This window comes from Kaistia algarum (assembly GCF_026343945.1).
Lineage (GTDB): Bacteria > Pseudomonadota > Alphaproteobacteria > Rhizobiales > Kaistiaceae > Kaistia > Kaistia algarum.
The window spans coordinates 124,203-138,096 of record NZ_JAPKNJ010000004.1; the positions used below are offsets into that span (position 1 = coordinate 124,203).

The 13,894-nt window shown below is 63.9% G+C and carries 14 protein-coding genes; 5 read left to right on the forward strand and 9 right to left on the reverse strand.

Going from position 1 to position 13,894, the window contains the following annotated elements; genetic code table 11:
- Positions 1 to 60: 60 nt before the first annotated feature.
- From OSH05_RS22915 to OSH05_RS22940, 6 genes are all read right to left on the reverse strand, one after another.
- Positions 61 to 186, reverse strand: a complete 126-nt coding sequence (locus OSH05_RS22915; protein WP_104220064.1) for an aa3-type cytochrome c oxidase subunit IV — start codon at positions 184 to 186, stop codon at positions 61 to 63.
- Positions 187 to 271: 85 nt separating this feature from the next.
- Positions 272 to 595, reverse strand: a complete 324-nt coding sequence (locus OSH05_RS22920) for a YnfA family protein (RefSeq protein WP_104220063.1) — start codon at positions 593 to 595, stop codon at positions 272 to 274.
- Positions 596 to 633: 38 nt separating this feature from the next.
- Complete coding sequence (locus tag OSH05_RS22925) at positions 634 to 1,986, reverse strand: ABC1 kinase family protein (protein WP_104220062.1); 1,353 nt, start codon at positions 1,984 to 1,986, stop codon at positions 634 to 636.
- 101 nt (positions 1,987 to 2,087) lie between these two features.
- The gene (locus tag OSH05_RS22930; RefSeq protein WP_104220061.1) at positions 2,088 to 2,480 is read right to left on the reverse strand and encodes a type II toxin-antitoxin system death-on-curing family toxin; all 393 of its coding nucleotides are present in this window, start codon (positions 2,478 to 2,480) and stop codon (positions 2,088 to 2,090) included.
- Positions 2,477 to 2,701, reverse strand: coding sequence for an AbrB/MazE/SpoVT family DNA-binding domain-containing protein (locus OSH05_RS22935; RefSeq protein ID WP_104220060.1), 225 nt, complete (start codon positions 2,699 to 2,701; stop codon positions 2,477 to 2,479). Before OSH05_RS22935 ends, OSH05_RS22930 begins: the two co-directional genes overlap by 4 nt.
- A 74-nt stretch (positions 2,702 to 2,775) precedes the next feature.
- Positions 2,776 to 4,608 (reverse strand): M3 family oligoendopeptidase, encoded by a 1,833-nt coding sequence (locus OSH05_RS22940; protein WP_104220059.1) that lies wholly within the window; start codon positions 4,606 to 4,608, stop codon positions 2,776 to 2,778.
- 222 nt (positions 4,609 to 4,830) lie between these two features.
- Here OSH05_RS22940 and OSH05_RS22945 point away from each other — a divergent pair, with 222 nt between their 5' ends.
- From OSH05_RS22945 to OSH05_RS22955, 3 genes are all read left to right on the forward strand, one after another.
- A complete protein-coding gene (locus OSH05_RS22945) occupies positions 4,831 to 6,336 on the forward strand; it encodes a sigma-54-dependent transcriptional regulator (protein ID WP_104220058.1) in 1,506 nt (501 codons plus the stop codon).
- A 121-nt stretch (positions 6,337 to 6,457) separates the two neighbouring features.
- Positions 6,458 to 8,122 carry a L,D-transpeptidase family protein gene (locus OSH05_RS22950; RefSeq protein ID WP_165801638.1) on the forward strand — a complete coding sequence of 555 codons (1,665 nt, stop codon included), beginning with the start codon at positions 6,458 to 6,460 and terminating at the stop codon, positions 8,120 to 8,122.
- A gap of 259 nt (positions 8,123 to 8,381) precedes the next feature.
- Positions 8,382 to 9,956: a DUF882 domain-containing protein gene (locus OSH05_RS22955; protein WP_104220056.1), complete on the forward strand. Its 1,575-nt coding sequence runs from the start codon at positions 8,382 to 8,384 to the stop codon at positions 9,954 to 9,956.
- Positions 9,957 to 10,078: 122 nt separating this feature from the next.
- On the opposite strand, the gene OSH05_RS22960 is transcribed toward OSH05_RS22955, so the two are convergent.
- From OSH05_RS22960 to OSH05_RS22970, 3 genes are all read right to left on the reverse strand, one after another.
- A complete protein-coding gene (locus tag OSH05_RS22960; RefSeq protein ID WP_104220055.1) occupies positions 10,079 to 10,330 on the reverse strand; it encodes a DUF2312 domain-containing protein in 252 nt (83 codons plus the stop codon).
- 87 nt (positions 10,331 to 10,417) lie between these two features.
- Positions 10,418 to 10,729, reverse strand: coding sequence for a DUF1244 domain-containing protein (locus OSH05_RS22965; RefSeq protein WP_104220054.1), 312 nt, complete (start codon positions 10,727 to 10,729; stop codon positions 10,418 to 10,420).
- Between the two features lie 75 nt (positions 10,730 to 10,804).
- Positions 10,805 to 11,626 (reverse strand): N-formylglutamate amidohydrolase, encoded by an 822-nt coding sequence (locus OSH05_RS22970; protein WP_104220053.1) that lies wholly within the window; start codon positions 11,624 to 11,626, stop codon positions 10,805 to 10,807.
- Positions 11,627 to 11,690: 64 nt separating this feature from the next.
- Between OSH05_RS22970 and OSH05_RS22975 the strand changes: the two genes are divergently transcribed.
- Entirely contained in the window at positions 11,691 to 12,389 is a 699-nt protein-coding gene (locus OSH05_RS22975; protein ID WP_323181487.1) for a DUF1036 domain-containing protein, read from the forward strand.
- On the forward strand, positions 12,386 to 13,837 hold the full coding sequence (gene pyk / locus OSH05_RS22980) for a pyruvate kinase (RefSeq protein WP_266352997.1): 1,452 nt from the start codon (positions 12,386 to 12,388) through the stop codon (positions 13,835 to 13,837). Before OSH05_RS22975 ends, pyk begins: the two co-directional genes overlap by 4 nt.
- Positions 13,838 to 13,894 lie beyond the last annotated feature (57 nt).

Sequence of the window (13,894 nt, forward strand, 5' to 3'; positions counted from 1 at the left end):
GATCGATATCCCTCTATTCAGACGAGGCGCGAGGATGAGGCCGCCAGGGCGGCCGGCATATCAGAGCAGGAAGAATGCCATGAGGATCAGGATGATCACGACGGCGGCCGTGCCGTATTTGGTCAGGCCGATAAAGAAGTGATAGGTGCGATCGTGTTCGGCGTAGTCCATCGCGCTTTCGGCCATCGTCCCTCGTCCTCGCGTAAAGGCGGCATGCGGATGGGCTATATAACAGAACGAACCAAGCCGGCAATCGGGCACAGCGCCGCGGTTAGATAGTTCGCGGCCCCCACAAAATAACGGCGGCACCGACAAGCGAGATCACCGCGCCGATCAGGTCCCACCGGTCAGGACGCAGCCCCTCCACGGCGAAAATCCAGGCAAGGCTCGCGGCTATATAGACCCCGCCATAGACCGCGAAGGTGCGCCCGGCGCTCTCCGCCGAACTCAGCGTCAGCAGGAAGGCGAAGAAAGCCAGCGAGACGATGCCCGGCGCCAGCCAGATCGGCGACTTGCCGAATTTCAGCACGGCCCAGAAAGCGAAGCAGCCGGCGATCTCAAAGAGGGCTGCGAGGGGGTAGAGGAGGAAGGTCATGTACGAACTTCGCATCGGATGCGAAGCAGCGGAAGAGCCTAACCGAGCCCCACCCCGCCCAGCGCCGCCTTCTGCCGCATTCCCAGCATCGTCTCGTCAAACCCCTCGATCATCCCCATGAACTCCCTGTGGAAGTTCATTTCCGCGCGAAGATGCAGGAACACCGAACCGAGGCCGATGGCGGCGCGGTCCATGAAGACGAATTCGCGCGGCACCGTCACCGGGCCCTTCTCCTTCAGCACCTGATGCACGCGGAAGGCCTCGCGGCGGCCATATTCGGCAGGAGCCGTGCCGTCGGCGATGGTCCGGACGCGGTCGTCCATGAGCGGGGCGTAGATGAAGCGCGCCCAGATGTTGAGCGCCTCGATCAATTCGTTGGACAGGCCGACAAATCCCCAGCTCTCATAGGCCGCGACGACACGGTCGCGGTCGTCCTCGCGCAGGCCATGGAAGAGATCGACGACGCCCGCGACGAACTTCGCCGGGAAGATACGGATGCAGCCATAATCGAGCAAGTTGATGCCGCTCGCGACCCCGCCCTCTTCGAAGACGGTGTAGTTGCCCAGATGCGGATCGCCATGGATGACGCCGAATTTCGCAAAGGGCGACCACCAGGCGCGGAACATGGCGGTGGCGATGCGGTTGCGCTCCTCCAGCGGCCGGTCGCGGAACTCGAGCAGCGGGCGCCCCTCCAGCCAGCCGAGCGTCAGCAAGCGCAGGGTCGAGAGATGCGGATCGACTTCGGGCACGCGGACCAGGCACTCGCCATCGAGCATGATCTTGTAGAGCAACGCATGGCGCGCCTCGCGGCCATAGTCGAGTTCCTCGCGGATGCGGTCGCCGATCTCCTTGTAGATCTCCGATGTGTCGATCGAAGGATCCATGCGGCGAAACAGCGAAAACAGCATCTTTAGCTGCGTCAGGTCGGCTTCAACGGCCGACTGCATGTCCGGATATTGCAGCTTCACCGCCAGAGCGCGGCCATCCTTGGCGACCGCGCGGTGCACTTGGCCGAGCGAGGCCGCGGCGGCGGGCTGGTGCTCGAAGCTCGCGAAGCGCTTTTCCCATTGCGGCCCCAGCTCGGCCTGCATGCGCCGCTTGACGAAGGGCCAACCCATGGGCGGCGCGTTTGACTGCAATTGCGACAGTTCGGCGGCATATTCCGGGGGCACGAGATCCGGCACGGTCGAGAGGATCTGCCCGACCTTCATCAGCGGCCCCTTCAGACCGCCCAAAGCCGCCGCTAGCTCCGAGGCATTCTTGCCCTTGTCGAGCCCGGTGCCGAAGAGGCGCGCGCTCGCAACCTTGGCGGCAACCCCGCCGACATTGACGCCCACGCGGGCGTAGCGGGACAAGCGGCCGGAGAGGCGGTTACGTTCGGAATCGGACAAGGCAGGAAACCGCGATAGAGGGAAGCTGGACTTAAGATGGGCGACCAAGGCCCGTCCGCAAGCCGAAGCGGCTCAGGGAGGCTGCGTCAGAGCGCCTTGCGTCAGATTCGGTCGCGTACCCAGCGGGCAAGGCTGTCCTCGGAAATCTCGCCTGCAGCGAGGCCTAGAACGGCGGCAACCGCCTCGGCTTCCGGGACCAGGAAGTCGATGTCGTTGAGACCGAGAAACGTCACGATGGCAACAAGCGCCGTTCGCTTGTTGCCATCGATAAACGGATGGTTCCGCGCAATCCCGAAGGCATAGGCGGCGGCAAGCTGGGCAAGGTCGGCACTCTCGTATGCCCAACGATTGAGTGGCCGCCCGAGGGCCGATTCGAGCGCTCCGGGATCTCGAATCCCCGAAGGGCCTCCGAAGGTCCGGAGTTGCCTCTCATGGATGGAACTGACCATTTCGACCGTCAGCCATTGAGGCTCCGAGCGCGCCGAATCCGTCATTTGGCAAGTTCGGCGAGAGCGTTGCGATAAGTCTTCATAGCCCGCTCGGCGATCTGCATCGCCTTGTCGAAATCGGGATCATAGGTCGAGAGGCGGATGGAGCCATCCGCGTTCTCGGTCACGTTGAGCCATTCGCCCTGCTTCAGATCGAGCTTGGCGAGCAGTTCCTTCGGCAGGATCAATCCGGTCGAATTGCCGATCTTCTTGATTTCGAGCTTCATGGCATGCACTCCGTTGTACGGAATGTATAACATAAGGATCGACGATCGGCAATCAACACCGGCCGAGAATGCCTCTACCCCTCCATCGCCTCCAGCTCCCCGATGAAGCCCTCCAGTACCGAAAGCCCCTTCTGCCAGAAGCCGGGATCGGTCGCGTCGAGGCCGAAGGGAGCGAGCAGTTCCGAATGGTGCTTGGTGCCGCCGGCCTTCAGCAGCGCGAAATACTTCTCCTGAAAGCCGGTCTCGGCGTCGCGATAGACGGCGTAGAGCGAGTTCACCAGGCAGTCGCCGAAGGCGTAGGCATAGACATAGAACGGCGAATGGATGAAGTGCGGGATATAGGTCCAGAAGGTCTCGTAGCCGGGGCCGAGCCGCACCGCCTCGCCAAGGCTTTCGCGCTGCACTTCCATCCAGATCGCATTCAACCGGTCAGCGGTCAGTTCGCCCTCGCGCCGCTCTGTATGGACCTTGCGCTCGAACGAATAGAAGGCGATCTGGCGCACGACCGTGTTGATCATGTCCTCGACCTTGGAGGCGAGCATGGCCTTGCGCTGGACCGCGTCGGTGGTGGCGTCCAGCAGGGCGCGGAAGGTCAACATTTCGCCGAAGACGCTGGCAGTTTCGGCGAGCGTCAAAGGCGTCGGCGCCATCAGCGCCCCCTGGGGGGCGGCTAGCACCTGGTGCACGCCATGGCCAAGCTCATGGGCGAGCGTCATCACGTCCCGCGTCTTGCCCTGGTAATTGAGCAGCACATAAGGGTGAACCGAGGGAACCGTCGGATGGGCAAAGGCGCCCGGCGATTTGCCCGGGCGCACCGGCGCATCGATCCAGCCCTCGGCGAAAAAGCGAGCGGCGATCGCCGCCATCTCGGGCGAGAAGCGGCCATAGGCCGAGAGCACGGTGTCACGCGCCTCGTCCCAGGGGATCGTCCGGCTCGGCACCTTCGGCAGTGGCGCGTTGCGGTCCCAATGATCGAGCTTGTCCTTGCCGAACCACTTTGCCTTCAAGGCGTAGTAGCGGTGCGACAGCCGCGGATAGGCGGCTCGCACCGCGGCGACCAGTGCGTCGACGACTTCCGGCTCGACGCGGTTGGCCAGATGCCGTGAGGCGGCGACATCCTGGAAGCCGCGCCAGCGGTCGGAGATCTCCTTGTCCTTGGCGAGGGTGTTCGTCACCAGGGTGAAAAGGCGGATATTGGCCGAAAAAGTGACGGCAAGCGCCTCGGACGCCGCCTTGCGCTTCGCTTCGTCCGGATCCTGCATAAGGTTCAGCGTCGGTTCGAGCGTCAGCTCTTCGCCCGCGACATCGAAGCGCAGCGAAGCCATCGTCTCGTCGAACAGGCGGTTCCAGGCCCCGCGTCCGGTGACGGACTTTTCGTGGAACAGTTGCTCGACGCGATCCTCGAGCTGGTAGGGCTTCTCCTTGCGAACATCCTCGATCCAGGGACGGTAATGAGCGAGTTCCGGGTCGGCCGCCATTGCCGCGTCGAGAACGGTGTCGTCGATCCGGTTCAATTCCAGCGTGAAGAACAGGAGATGGGTGCCGGCATCGGTGATCTTCTGCTGCACGTCGCCATAGAACTTGGCGCCGACCGGATCGGTTGTGTCGCCGGAATAGACGAGGCCGGCATAGGAGACGAGCCGCCCCAGCAATTCTTCCAGCGCCTCGCATTCCCGGATCGGCAGCACCAAGCCGCCTTCGCGGGCGAGCGTATCGAGCGTCCCCTTCCATTTGGCTTCGAACGCGACGGCATCATCAGCGGCCTTGAGGAGCGCCAACTGGAGTTCCGGCGACTGCATGCCCGGATAGAGATCGGCAAGGTTCCACTCGGGGAGTTCGCCGAGCGCGGCCGATGCATGCGCGGGTTCGGCAGGAGAGGCGAGGCTGGCGACGTCGGAAAAGGGCATCGGAAGGATCCGCTTGCGAGGAGAAGGCACCCCTAGATAGGCGCCGCACCCACCTTCGATCAACCTTCGACAAGATGTGCGGAATTGCCGACAGGGTAAGGCAGCCTTAACGAAGCTGGCCGACTATGCTCCGAAACGGGACATACCGCGCTTCCATCGCTCGACTCCCGCCCCCTTCGCCAAGCCCAGTCATTCGTCCGATCCGATGGAGCGCCCTGCCCTATGTCCAGCCCGATCCTCATCGTCGACGACGACCCCGTTCAGCGGCGGCTGCTGCAATCGGCGGTCGCGGCGCTCGGCCATGAGGTCGTGATCGCGAAGAACGGGCGGGAGGCGATCGAACAGCTTTCGGCTCCAGACGGCGATCGCTTCGCGTTGATGATCCTCGACCTCGTCATGCCCGAGCTCGACGGGATGGGCGTCCTGGAGAAATTGCCGGAAATCGGCCGATCGCTCCCGGTGATTGTCCAGACCGCCCATAGCGGCATCGACACCGTCGTCGGGGCGATGCGAGCCGGCGCCTCGGACTTCCTGGTGAAGCCGATGTCGCCGGAGCGTGTCCAGGTTTCGATCGCCAATGCGCTGAAGCTCTCGGCGCTTGAAGGGGAGCTGGCGCGTGCCAAGCGCAGCGTCGCCGGAACGCTCGGCTTTCGGGACATCATCGCAGCGAGCCCAGCCATGGACCGGGTCATCCGGCTCGGCGAACGGGGGGCAAGTTCGTCCATCCCGATCCTGATCGAGGGCGAAAGCGGGGTCGGCAAGGAACTGATCGCGAGAGCCATCCAGGGAACCGGCGAGCGGCGCAGTCGGCCGTTCGTCACTGTGAATTGCGGCGCGATCCCCGACAATCTCGTCGAATCGATCCTTTTCGGTCACGAGAAGGGCTCGTTCACCGGCGCGACCGAGAAGCGCATCGGCAAGTTCCAGGAGGCGCATGGCGGCACGCTGTTCCTCGACGAGATCGGCGAACTGCCGCTGGACGCTCAGGTAAAGCTGCTGCGGGCGCTGCAGGAGGGCGAGGTCGATCCCGTCGGCGGCAAGCGGCCGGTGCGCGTCGACATCCGCCTGATCTCGGCTACGAACCGCGACCTGATCGCGCTGGTCAAGGAAGGCCGTTTCCGCGAGGACCTCTATTACCGCATCAACGTGTTCCCGATCCGCGTGCCGCCGCTCCGCGAACGGCGCGAGGAGATTCCGGAGTTGGTGCGCCATTTCACGGCGCGCTTTGCCGCCGAAGAGCGCAAGACGGCTCTGAAAGGCGTGACGCCGGACGCCTTGTCGCTGCTCATGCGCCATCCCTGGCCGGGCAATATCCGCCAGTTGGAGAACGCCGTCTTCCGCGCCGTGGTGCTCGCCGACGGGCCGCTGCTGACGGGCGAGGAATTCCCGCAGATAGCCGCGCAGATCGACGCCGCCCCCCTGGAGGCGCTGCCGCCGGCACCCGCGATCGCGCCGATCGCATTCGAATCGCGCATCGTCGCCGAATCGACGCCGCTCGCGATCGCCAGCCCATCTCCCGCCGCCATCCCCGCCCTGACGCCATCCGGCGATGTCAGGTCCTTGGAGGAGGTCGAGGCCGATCTCATCCGCCTGGCGCTGCGCCATTACCGTGGCCGCATGGCAACTGTGGCCCGGAAACTGCGGATCGGGCGCTCGACCCTCTACCGCCGGATCAAGGAACTCGGCATTGCCGAGGAGCAGGATGATGAGGCGCTCGCGATGGAGTGATCGAGGTCGCAGCCAGCGGCCTCGATTTCATGTTGATTGGAAATGCCCCTTGTGGGGAAGCTGGACGAAGGAACGATTGGCGATCTTGCGCGTCATATCGGCACGGCAGACGAAGGCGAAGATGATGACGAACAGAATCTGGCAGTTCGGCCTGGCTGGTGTGGCGCTGATGGCGCTGATGACCGGTTCGGCTTTCGCCTATCTGCCGGAAGGAAAGACCTTCCGCGAACGCGCCGGCAGCGCCGCCAGTCTCGGCATGGCCGACGTCGCCAGCGATCCGACAGCCCAGACGCTGAAATCGATGCTGGATATCGTGCCAGGGAAGGAAACCTTCCTGGAAAAACGCGATCGCGCCGCGATGGCCGAATTCTATGCCGAGCGCAATTACGAGCCGGTCTGGATGGTTGGCGGCCGTCTTTCGCCGGCCGCGAAGAGCATCATGACGACCATTGCCGGCGCCGCATCCGATGGCCTCGATCCGGCTGCCTATAGCCTTCCGCTCGCCAGCATCGGCGAGAGCGTCCCGGCCGGCCCGAACCTCAGCGCCGCCGTCGAATTGATGCTCAGCGAGGCGCTGCTTCACTATGCGCGCGACGCCTATGCCGGCCGCATCGACCCCGCCTCGCTCGGCAAGCTCGTGACTATCAAGCCGCTGCTCCCCGATTCCGTCGGCGTGTTGACGACGGTCTCAACCGCCGCCGACGCGGGAGCTGCCGTCGAGGCGTTGAACCCGCCGCATGAAGGCTATCGGCGCCTCAAGCTGGCGCTTGCCGAGCAACGCAAGCTCAATCCCGGCCCGGCTCCGGAGCCGGTTGCCGAAGGCAAGCTTCTGAAGGTGGGCGTTTCGGATCCGCGCGTGCCCCAGCTTCGCGCCCGCTTCGGCCTCGCCGCTCCGGCAACCGATCCGAATACCTATGACGAGGCGCTCGCCGAGGCCGTTCGCGGCTTCCAGGCCGGAAAAGGCCTCAAGGCCGACGGCGCGGTCGGCAGCGGCACGCTCGCCTTCCTCAACAATGAGGGCAAGGACAACACCGCCGAGATCATCGCCAATATGGAGCGGTGGCGCTGGCTGCCGCGCGACCTCGGCACCTTCCATGTGGAAGTCAACATTCCCGAATTCATGGTTCGCATCGTCGATGACGGGAAAATCGTCCACGAAACGCGCGTCGTGACGGGCAAGGTGACGAATCAGACGCCGATTTTCTCCGACGAGATGGAGTCGATCGTCGTCAATCCGAGCTGGAATGTGCCGGCGTCGATCACCATGAAGGAAATGCTCCCCAACGTCCGTCGCGACCCGAGCTATTTGTCGCGGAAGGGCTATCAGGTTCTGGCCAATGTCGGCGGCAAGATGCGCCCCGTCGATCCGGGCATGATCGACTGGAGCACCGCCAGCGCCCGCAATATCCAGATCCGGCAGCCGCCGGGCGACGACAATGCGCTGGGCTCGATCAAGTTCCTTTTCCCGAACGAGCATTCGGTCTATCTGCACGACACACCATCCAAGAGCTTGTTCCAAAAGGACGTTCGTGCCTTCAGCCACGGCTGCGTGCGCGTCCAGAACCCGATGGAATTCGCCGATGTGCTGCTCGCCTATCAGGGCGGCTGGACGCCGCAGCGGCTCCGGAAGATGGTCGGCGGCCGGGAAAGCTGGGTCAATCTGCCCAAGCATATCCCCATCCACCTCGTCTATTTCACCGCGGTGGTTGATGATTCCGGCGAACTGAAAACGCTTCCGGATATCTATGGATACAACGCCCGCGTGGAGCGCGCGCTCCACCTCTGAGACTGTGTCCGGTCGACAACGGCCCCAGAACATGCGACACCGCGTCTGGCGACAGGCGCGGTTTTTTGCTTCTGCCGCTTAAATGCCACGATTGGTTCGGAAGCTTCGTTCAACGGGTCGATTTGCGTCGAGAGTGTGTCACACCGGTTCGTCAGGTTTGTCGATCACGGTAAATGCTGGTTAACTCTATTGGCGCAAACTGCTTGTCACGGGGGAGCCCATTCCAGGGCAAGGACGCAGAAGCAAGTTGACTAGTCACATGAATTCAAAACAGCGCGGTCGCGGCTGGTTCAGCCGCCAAGGCGTTGGCCTGAAGGTGGCGTTGGCCTCGGCTCTCTTCGCCGGCTCGGTCTTCATTTCCTCCATCTCGCCCGAAGCGAACGCCGCCGCCGGCGACCGGGCACTGACTCTCCTGTACGTCCATACCAACGAGCAGGCGACCATCGTCTTCAAGCGCAATGGCCGCTACGATCCCGCCGCGCTGAAGCAGCTGAATCATTTGCTGCGCGACTGGCGCAAGGATCAGTCTACCAACATGGATCCCCGCCTGTTCGACCTCATCTGGGAGGTTTACAGGCAGAGCGGATCGCGCCAGCCGATCCACGTCGTTTGCGGTTTCCGCTCGCCGGCCACCAACGCCATGCTCCGCTCGCGCTCTCGCGGCGTTGCCCAGCACAGCCAGCACATGCTCGGCAAGGCGATGGATTTCTTCATTCCCGACGTACCGCTTGCCAAATTGCGCGCCATCGGTTTGCGCATGCAGGTGGGCGGCGTCGGCTTCTATCCGACGTCCGGCTCGCCCTTCGTCCATATGGACACCGGTTCCGTTCGTCACTGGCCGAAGATGACCCGCGAGCAGCTCGTTCGCGTGTTCCCGGACGGCAAGACGCTCCATGTTCCGTCCGATGGGCGGCCCCTGCCCGGTTATGAGCAGGCTCTGGCTGAGTACAAGGCCCGCAAGTCCGGCGGCGGCGAGATCATGATGGCCAGCGCCTCTCCGGCGAAAGGCAAGTCGTGGCTCAGCAAGCTGGTCGGCGGCGGCTCTGATGAGGCTGAAGACAGCCTCGATGGCGTGCCGGATGTGAAGGCCGCCGACGCGGCGGCCATCGCTGCCGATACGGATGCGCCGGTGGCGAAGTCGGCCCCGAAGCCGGCTGAAGCCACGCCGGAGCCCGAGACCGTTGTCGCCGAGGCCGATATTCCGCTGCCGCGCCCCTCGCCGATCCAGCGTGGCGCCGACGACACGGCCGATGCCGTATCCGCGGAGACTGTCGTCGCCGAAGCTGTTCTGCCGCCGATCCCGCGGTCCTCGCCGATCGCGCGTCCGCTGGTCGCGATGGCGAGCGCCTCGGGCGACACGGCGAAGCGTGATCTTGTTGCTTTCGCCGGACCTGCGGCACCGAAGACAGCCGCGGATGCGATCGCCGATGCCGTTGGCAGCCGCAATGCTGATGGCGGACCGCTCATGGCCTATGCGCCGGTCGATACATCGACGCCGCATATCGACGCGTCGAGCGGCGCACTCGTCGCCGGTCGCGCCGCCGGCCTGCGTGGCTCGGTCACACGGACGAACGGCGTCGCGCAGGCTCGCCTCGTGCCGGTCGGCTACAGCATGGCGACGCTTCAGCTCGTCATGCGCTCGGGTTCGATACGCCAGGCGGACGGTGCCGAACTCGTCATGCCGCAGCCCTTCGCGCTCCCAGAGTTCTTTGCCGCAGCCGACGAGCCGACACGCTCCTATTTCGGCCGCGTCGCCTACAACACCAAGTTCCGCCCCGATCGTTCCGCGAGCGCCGCGACACCGAACGGCAATATGAAGGTCGCGTCGAACTGATCTTCGTCCTTACGCTGCCAAGCATAGGACTATCGTAGAAAAGCCAGGGCCGCTGTGACATCCATCACAGCGGCCCTGGCTTTTTCTATACGGGCATCTGGCCAGAACGACGCGCTTTGGCGTCAGACCATGCCGAGCGCCGCCTTGTAGAGATCGAGGATGGCGTCCTGCTCCTCGCGTTCCGATGCATCCTGCTTGCGCAGGCGAATGATCGTCCGCAGGACCTTGGTATCGAAGCCGTTGCCCTTGGCCTCGCCATAGACGTCCTTGATGTCGTCGGCGATCGCCTTCTTCTCTTCCTCGAGCCGCTCGATGCGCTCGACGATGGATTTAAGCTGGCTGGCGGCGATCCCCTGAACGTCGTCGTTGGACATGTCGCGTGGACTCCTCAAAGCTTTAAAAGGCAGGGGTGGGTGATTGCCCGTTTCCGGACGGACGGTCAAGCGCCGAAGCGGCCGATATTATCCGTGCCGGGGTGGGGAGGCCGCAAAGGCGGCCAGAGCCTCGGGCGAAGCCGCCGTCTGATGGCGCCGCTGCCATTCGGCATAGGGCATGCCGTAGATGAGTTCGCGCGCTTCGTCCTTGCCGATATCGATGCCCTTCGCTTCCGCCGCATCGCGATACCAGTTCGCGAGACAGTTTCGGCAGAAGCCGGCGAGATTCATGAGATCGATGTTCTGCACATCGGATCGCTCGGCCAGATGCCCCAGCAACCGGCGGAAGGCAGCCGCCTCAAGTTCGGTGCGCAGGCTCTCGTCATCCGGGATCGTCATGTGTCCGTTCCGTTTCCGTCCGGCGGGTTGCGTGCTCTCTAGACGAACCCGCTCCAATTCTGTTCGAGAGCTCTGCTAGCCCCGTCGCGCGACGGGCCCGGTCGACGAGCCGAAGAAATCGATGCCGTGCGGCGACGAGCCGAGATCGAGCGGCGCCAGTACGGCGGCGATGCGGTCGACCCATTCGCGCACGCCGGCGAGGTCGGCGATGAGATCCTGTCGCACTTCCAGCAGCGCATGAGAGAGCCCTCTCTCCGTCGCATGACGGTAGAGCGTGTCGCCCTTCAGGGCGCCATGATAGGGCTCGTTGTCTCCCACGACGAGATCGCCTTGGGAGGCCAGCCCTTCAATGAGCGCGCGCGCCAGCCGCGGATCCTGATCCCACAGGATCCCCGCATGCCAGGGCCGCGGCGTGCCCCGCCAGATGGGCGTGAAGCTGTGGATCGACAGGATCGCCGGAACGTGCCCGCTCGCCAGCGACCGATCGACCAAATGCCCGATCGCCTCGTCATAGGGCTGGTAAAATTCTTCGATCCGCCGTCGACGCTCGGCAGCGTTGATCCGCGCATTGCCGGGGATCACAGCACCGTCTGAAAGCCGCATGACCAGCGTCGGATCATCCTGGCCGCGATTGGGATCGATGAGCAGCCTCGAGAACCGCGACAGGACAGCCGGGACGCCGAAGCGCTCGGCAAGACCTCGCGTCAGCGCCGCCGCGCCGATATCATAGGCGATGTGCCGCTCAAGCTCGTCGGGCGGCAGACCGAGCGAGCCATAGGCTGCGGGAAGCCGGTTGGTGGCATGGTCGCAGAGCAGGATGAGGCCACCGGCTTCGTCTCCGGGAAGCACTTCATAGGCGTCGTGAACACCAGCCTTGGCGGATGAAGGATCGTGCATGCCCCCAAGATAATGGGACCTTTCCCCGTCCGCCATGAAATTCCTGCCACGCCCAAATTCACGAATGACAGGAAACGTCGTCACAACCCGTCATGCCGGGTCGAAGCAGAGGCGAAGCCATGATCCCGCCTCCTTTCTTGCGAACATCACCATTATGCGAAGCACCACCCCTCCCCCCGCCTCACCCGTCAGCCCCATGCCGAAGGCACGACCTCAAATCCCATCGGATCGGACGTTGACAGGCGGAAATGCCAAAGCCCATAAAGCACTCGTCTGCCTCAACCGATTGACGATCGTCTCAATGCGACCGACCAAGCTACGAACCGGGCCTTCCCTGGCCCTCGCGCTGTCGGTTGTCTTTGCGGTGATTGTATTCTTCGGTTCGGGATCGGCCTTTGCCGATCTTCGTCTCTGCAACCGGACGCCGAACCGTGTCGGCGTCTCGATCGGCTATAAGGACAAGAAGATCTGGACAACAGAGGGATGGTGGAACATCCCCGTCAACAGCTGCGAAACGCTTGTGAGTGGCACGCTCGTATCGCGATACTATTACATCTATGCCGTCGATTACGACCATGGCGGCGAATGGAGCGGCAAGTACGTGATGTGCACGAAAGACAAGATGTTCACTATTCAGGGCACGGAGGATTGCGTGGCTCGCGGCTTTAACCGCTCCGGCTTCTTCGAAGTCGACACGGGCGAACAGACAACCTGGACGATCCAGCTCAACGAACCGAGCCAGCAGGGAGCGAACACCCAATGAGACGGTCGCGAAAAGTCAAGATTCTCGCGACCCTTGGGCCGGCCTCCTCGGACAAGGCAACGATCGCGGCGCTGTTTAAGGCGGGCGCGGACGTCTTCCGCATCAATATGAGCCATACCGCGCATGAAAAATTGCGCGAATTGGTGTCGATCATTCGCGAGGTCAGCAAGGAGGTCGGTCGCCCGATCGGCATCCTGGCCGATCTTCAGGGGCCGAAGCTCCGCCTCGGCACCTTCGCCGAAAAGGCCGTCGAGATCACGGTCGGCCAGACCTTCACGCTCGATTCCGATCCGACGCCGGGCACCACCGGCCGGGTCTTCCTGCCGCATCCTGAAATTCTCGAAGCGCTCGAGCCGGGGCATCGCCTGCTGATCGACGATGGCAAGGTGCGCCTGCGCGTCGTTTCCACCGATGGCAAGTCGGCGCTGACCACGGTCGAGATCGGCACCAAGCTCTCCGACCGCAAGGGCGTCTCCGTGCCGGATTCGACCATCCGCACCGGCGCGCTCACCGAGAAGGATCGTGCCGATCTCGACGCGGCCCTGGAGGCCAAGGTCGACTGGATCGCGCTTTCCTTCGTGCAGCGCCCGGACGACGTCGCCGAAGTGCGCAAGATCGCGGCCGGGCGCGCCGGCATCATGTCGAAGATCGAGAAGCCGCAGGCCGTGCAGCGCCTGGCGGAGATCATCGAGATATCCGACGCGCTCATGGTGGCCCGCGGTGATCTCGGCGTCGAGATGCCGCTGGAGCAGGTTCCCGGTATCCAGAAGCAAATCACCCGCGCCTGCCGGCGGGCCGGCAAGCCGGTGGTCGTCGCTACCCAGATGCTGGAATCCATGATCACGGCGCCGGTTCCGACCAGAGCCGAAGTCTCGGACGTCGCCACGGCCGTGTATGAGGGAGCCGACGCCGTCATGCTGTCGGCTGAATCGGCGGCTGGCGCCTTTCCGATCGAGGCCGTCGAGACGATGGACCGCATCGCCACCGAGGTTGAGCGCGACGTCAATCACCGCAACATCATGCATGCGCAACGCACCGAGCCGGAAGCGACCGGCGCCGATGCGATCTCGGCCGCAGCGCGGCAGATTGCCGAGACGCTGAATCTCGCCGCCATCTGCTGCTACACGGCCTCGGGCTCCACGGGACTTCGCGCCGCGCGCGAGCGGCCCCGCACGCCGATCATCGCGTTGTCGCCGATCGAGTCGACTGCCTGCCGCCTCTCCATCGTCTGGGGCCTGCACTGCGTCGTTTCCGAGGATGCCTATAACCTCGACGACATGGTCAACCGCGCCTGCTACATCGCCGCGCGCGAGGAATTCGCCCAGCCAGGCGATCGCATCATCATCACGGCTGGCGTGCCCCTGCGCACCCCAGGCGCGACCAACATGCTGCGCATCGCCTTTGTCGGCACGGGCAACGAGGGCCTGACCGGTATCGTCGAGGGCTGACAAGCGAGCCAGAGCGTTTTCGAGCGAAGTGGGTACCGGTTCGCGGGAAGGAAACGC

What these genes read in the sequence shown, in the direction of transcription:
- OSH05_RS22915 (WP_104220064.1), bottom strand. Translation starts at nt 186, where the DNA reads ATGGCCGAAAGCGCGATGGACTACGCCGAACACGATCGCACCTATCAC.
- OSH05_RS22920 (WP_104220063.1), bottom strand. Translation starts at nt 595, where the DNA reads ATGACCTTCCTCCTCTACCCCCTCGCAGCCCTCTTTGAGATCGCCGGC.
- OSH05_RS22930 (WP_104220061.1), bottom strand. Translation starts at nt 2,480, where the DNA reads ATGACGGATTCGGCGCGCTCGGAGCCTCAATGGCTGACGGTCGAAATG.
- OSH05_RS22935 (WP_104220060.1), bottom strand. Translation starts at nt 2,701, where the DNA reads ATGAAGCTCGAAATCAAGAAGATCGGCAATTCGACCGGATTGATCCTG.
- OSH05_RS22940 (WP_104220059.1), bottom strand. Translation starts at nt 4,608, where the DNA reads ATGCCCTTTTCCGACGTCGCCAGCCTCGCCTCTCCTGCCGAACCCGCG.
- OSH05_RS22945 (WP_104220058.1), top strand. Translation starts at nt 4,831, where the DNA reads ATGTCCAGCCCGATCCTCATCGTCGACGACGACCCCGTTCAGCGGCGG.
- OSH05_RS22950 (WP_165801638.1), top strand. Translation starts at nt 6,458, where the DNA reads ATGATGACGAACAGAATCTGGCAGTTCGGCCTGGCTGGTGTGGCGCTG.
- OSH05_RS22955 (WP_104220056.1), top strand. Translation starts at nt 8,382, where the DNA reads ATGAATTCAAAACAGCGCGGTCGCGGCTGGTTCAGCCGCCAAGGCGTT.
- OSH05_RS22960 (WP_104220055.1), bottom strand. Translation starts at nt 10,330, where the DNA reads ATGTCCAACGACGACGTTCAGGGGATCGCCGCCAGCCAGCTTAAATCC.
- OSH05_RS22965 (WP_104220054.1), bottom strand. Translation starts at nt 10,729, where the DNA reads ATGACGATCCCGGATGACGAGAGCCTGCGCACCGAACTTGAGGCGGCT.
- OSH05_RS22970 (WP_104220053.1), bottom strand. Translation starts at nt 11,626, where the DNA reads ATGCACGATCCTTCATCCGCCAAGGCTGGTGTTCACGACGCCTATGAA.
- OSH05_RS22975 (WP_323181487.1), top strand. Translation starts at nt 11,691, where the DNA reads ATGACAGGAAACGTCGTCACAACCCGTCATGCCGGGTCGAAGCAGAGG.
- pyk (WP_266352997.1), top strand. Translation starts at nt 12,386, where the DNA reads ATGAGACGGTCGCGAAAAGTCAAGATTCTCGCGACCCTTGGGCCGGCC.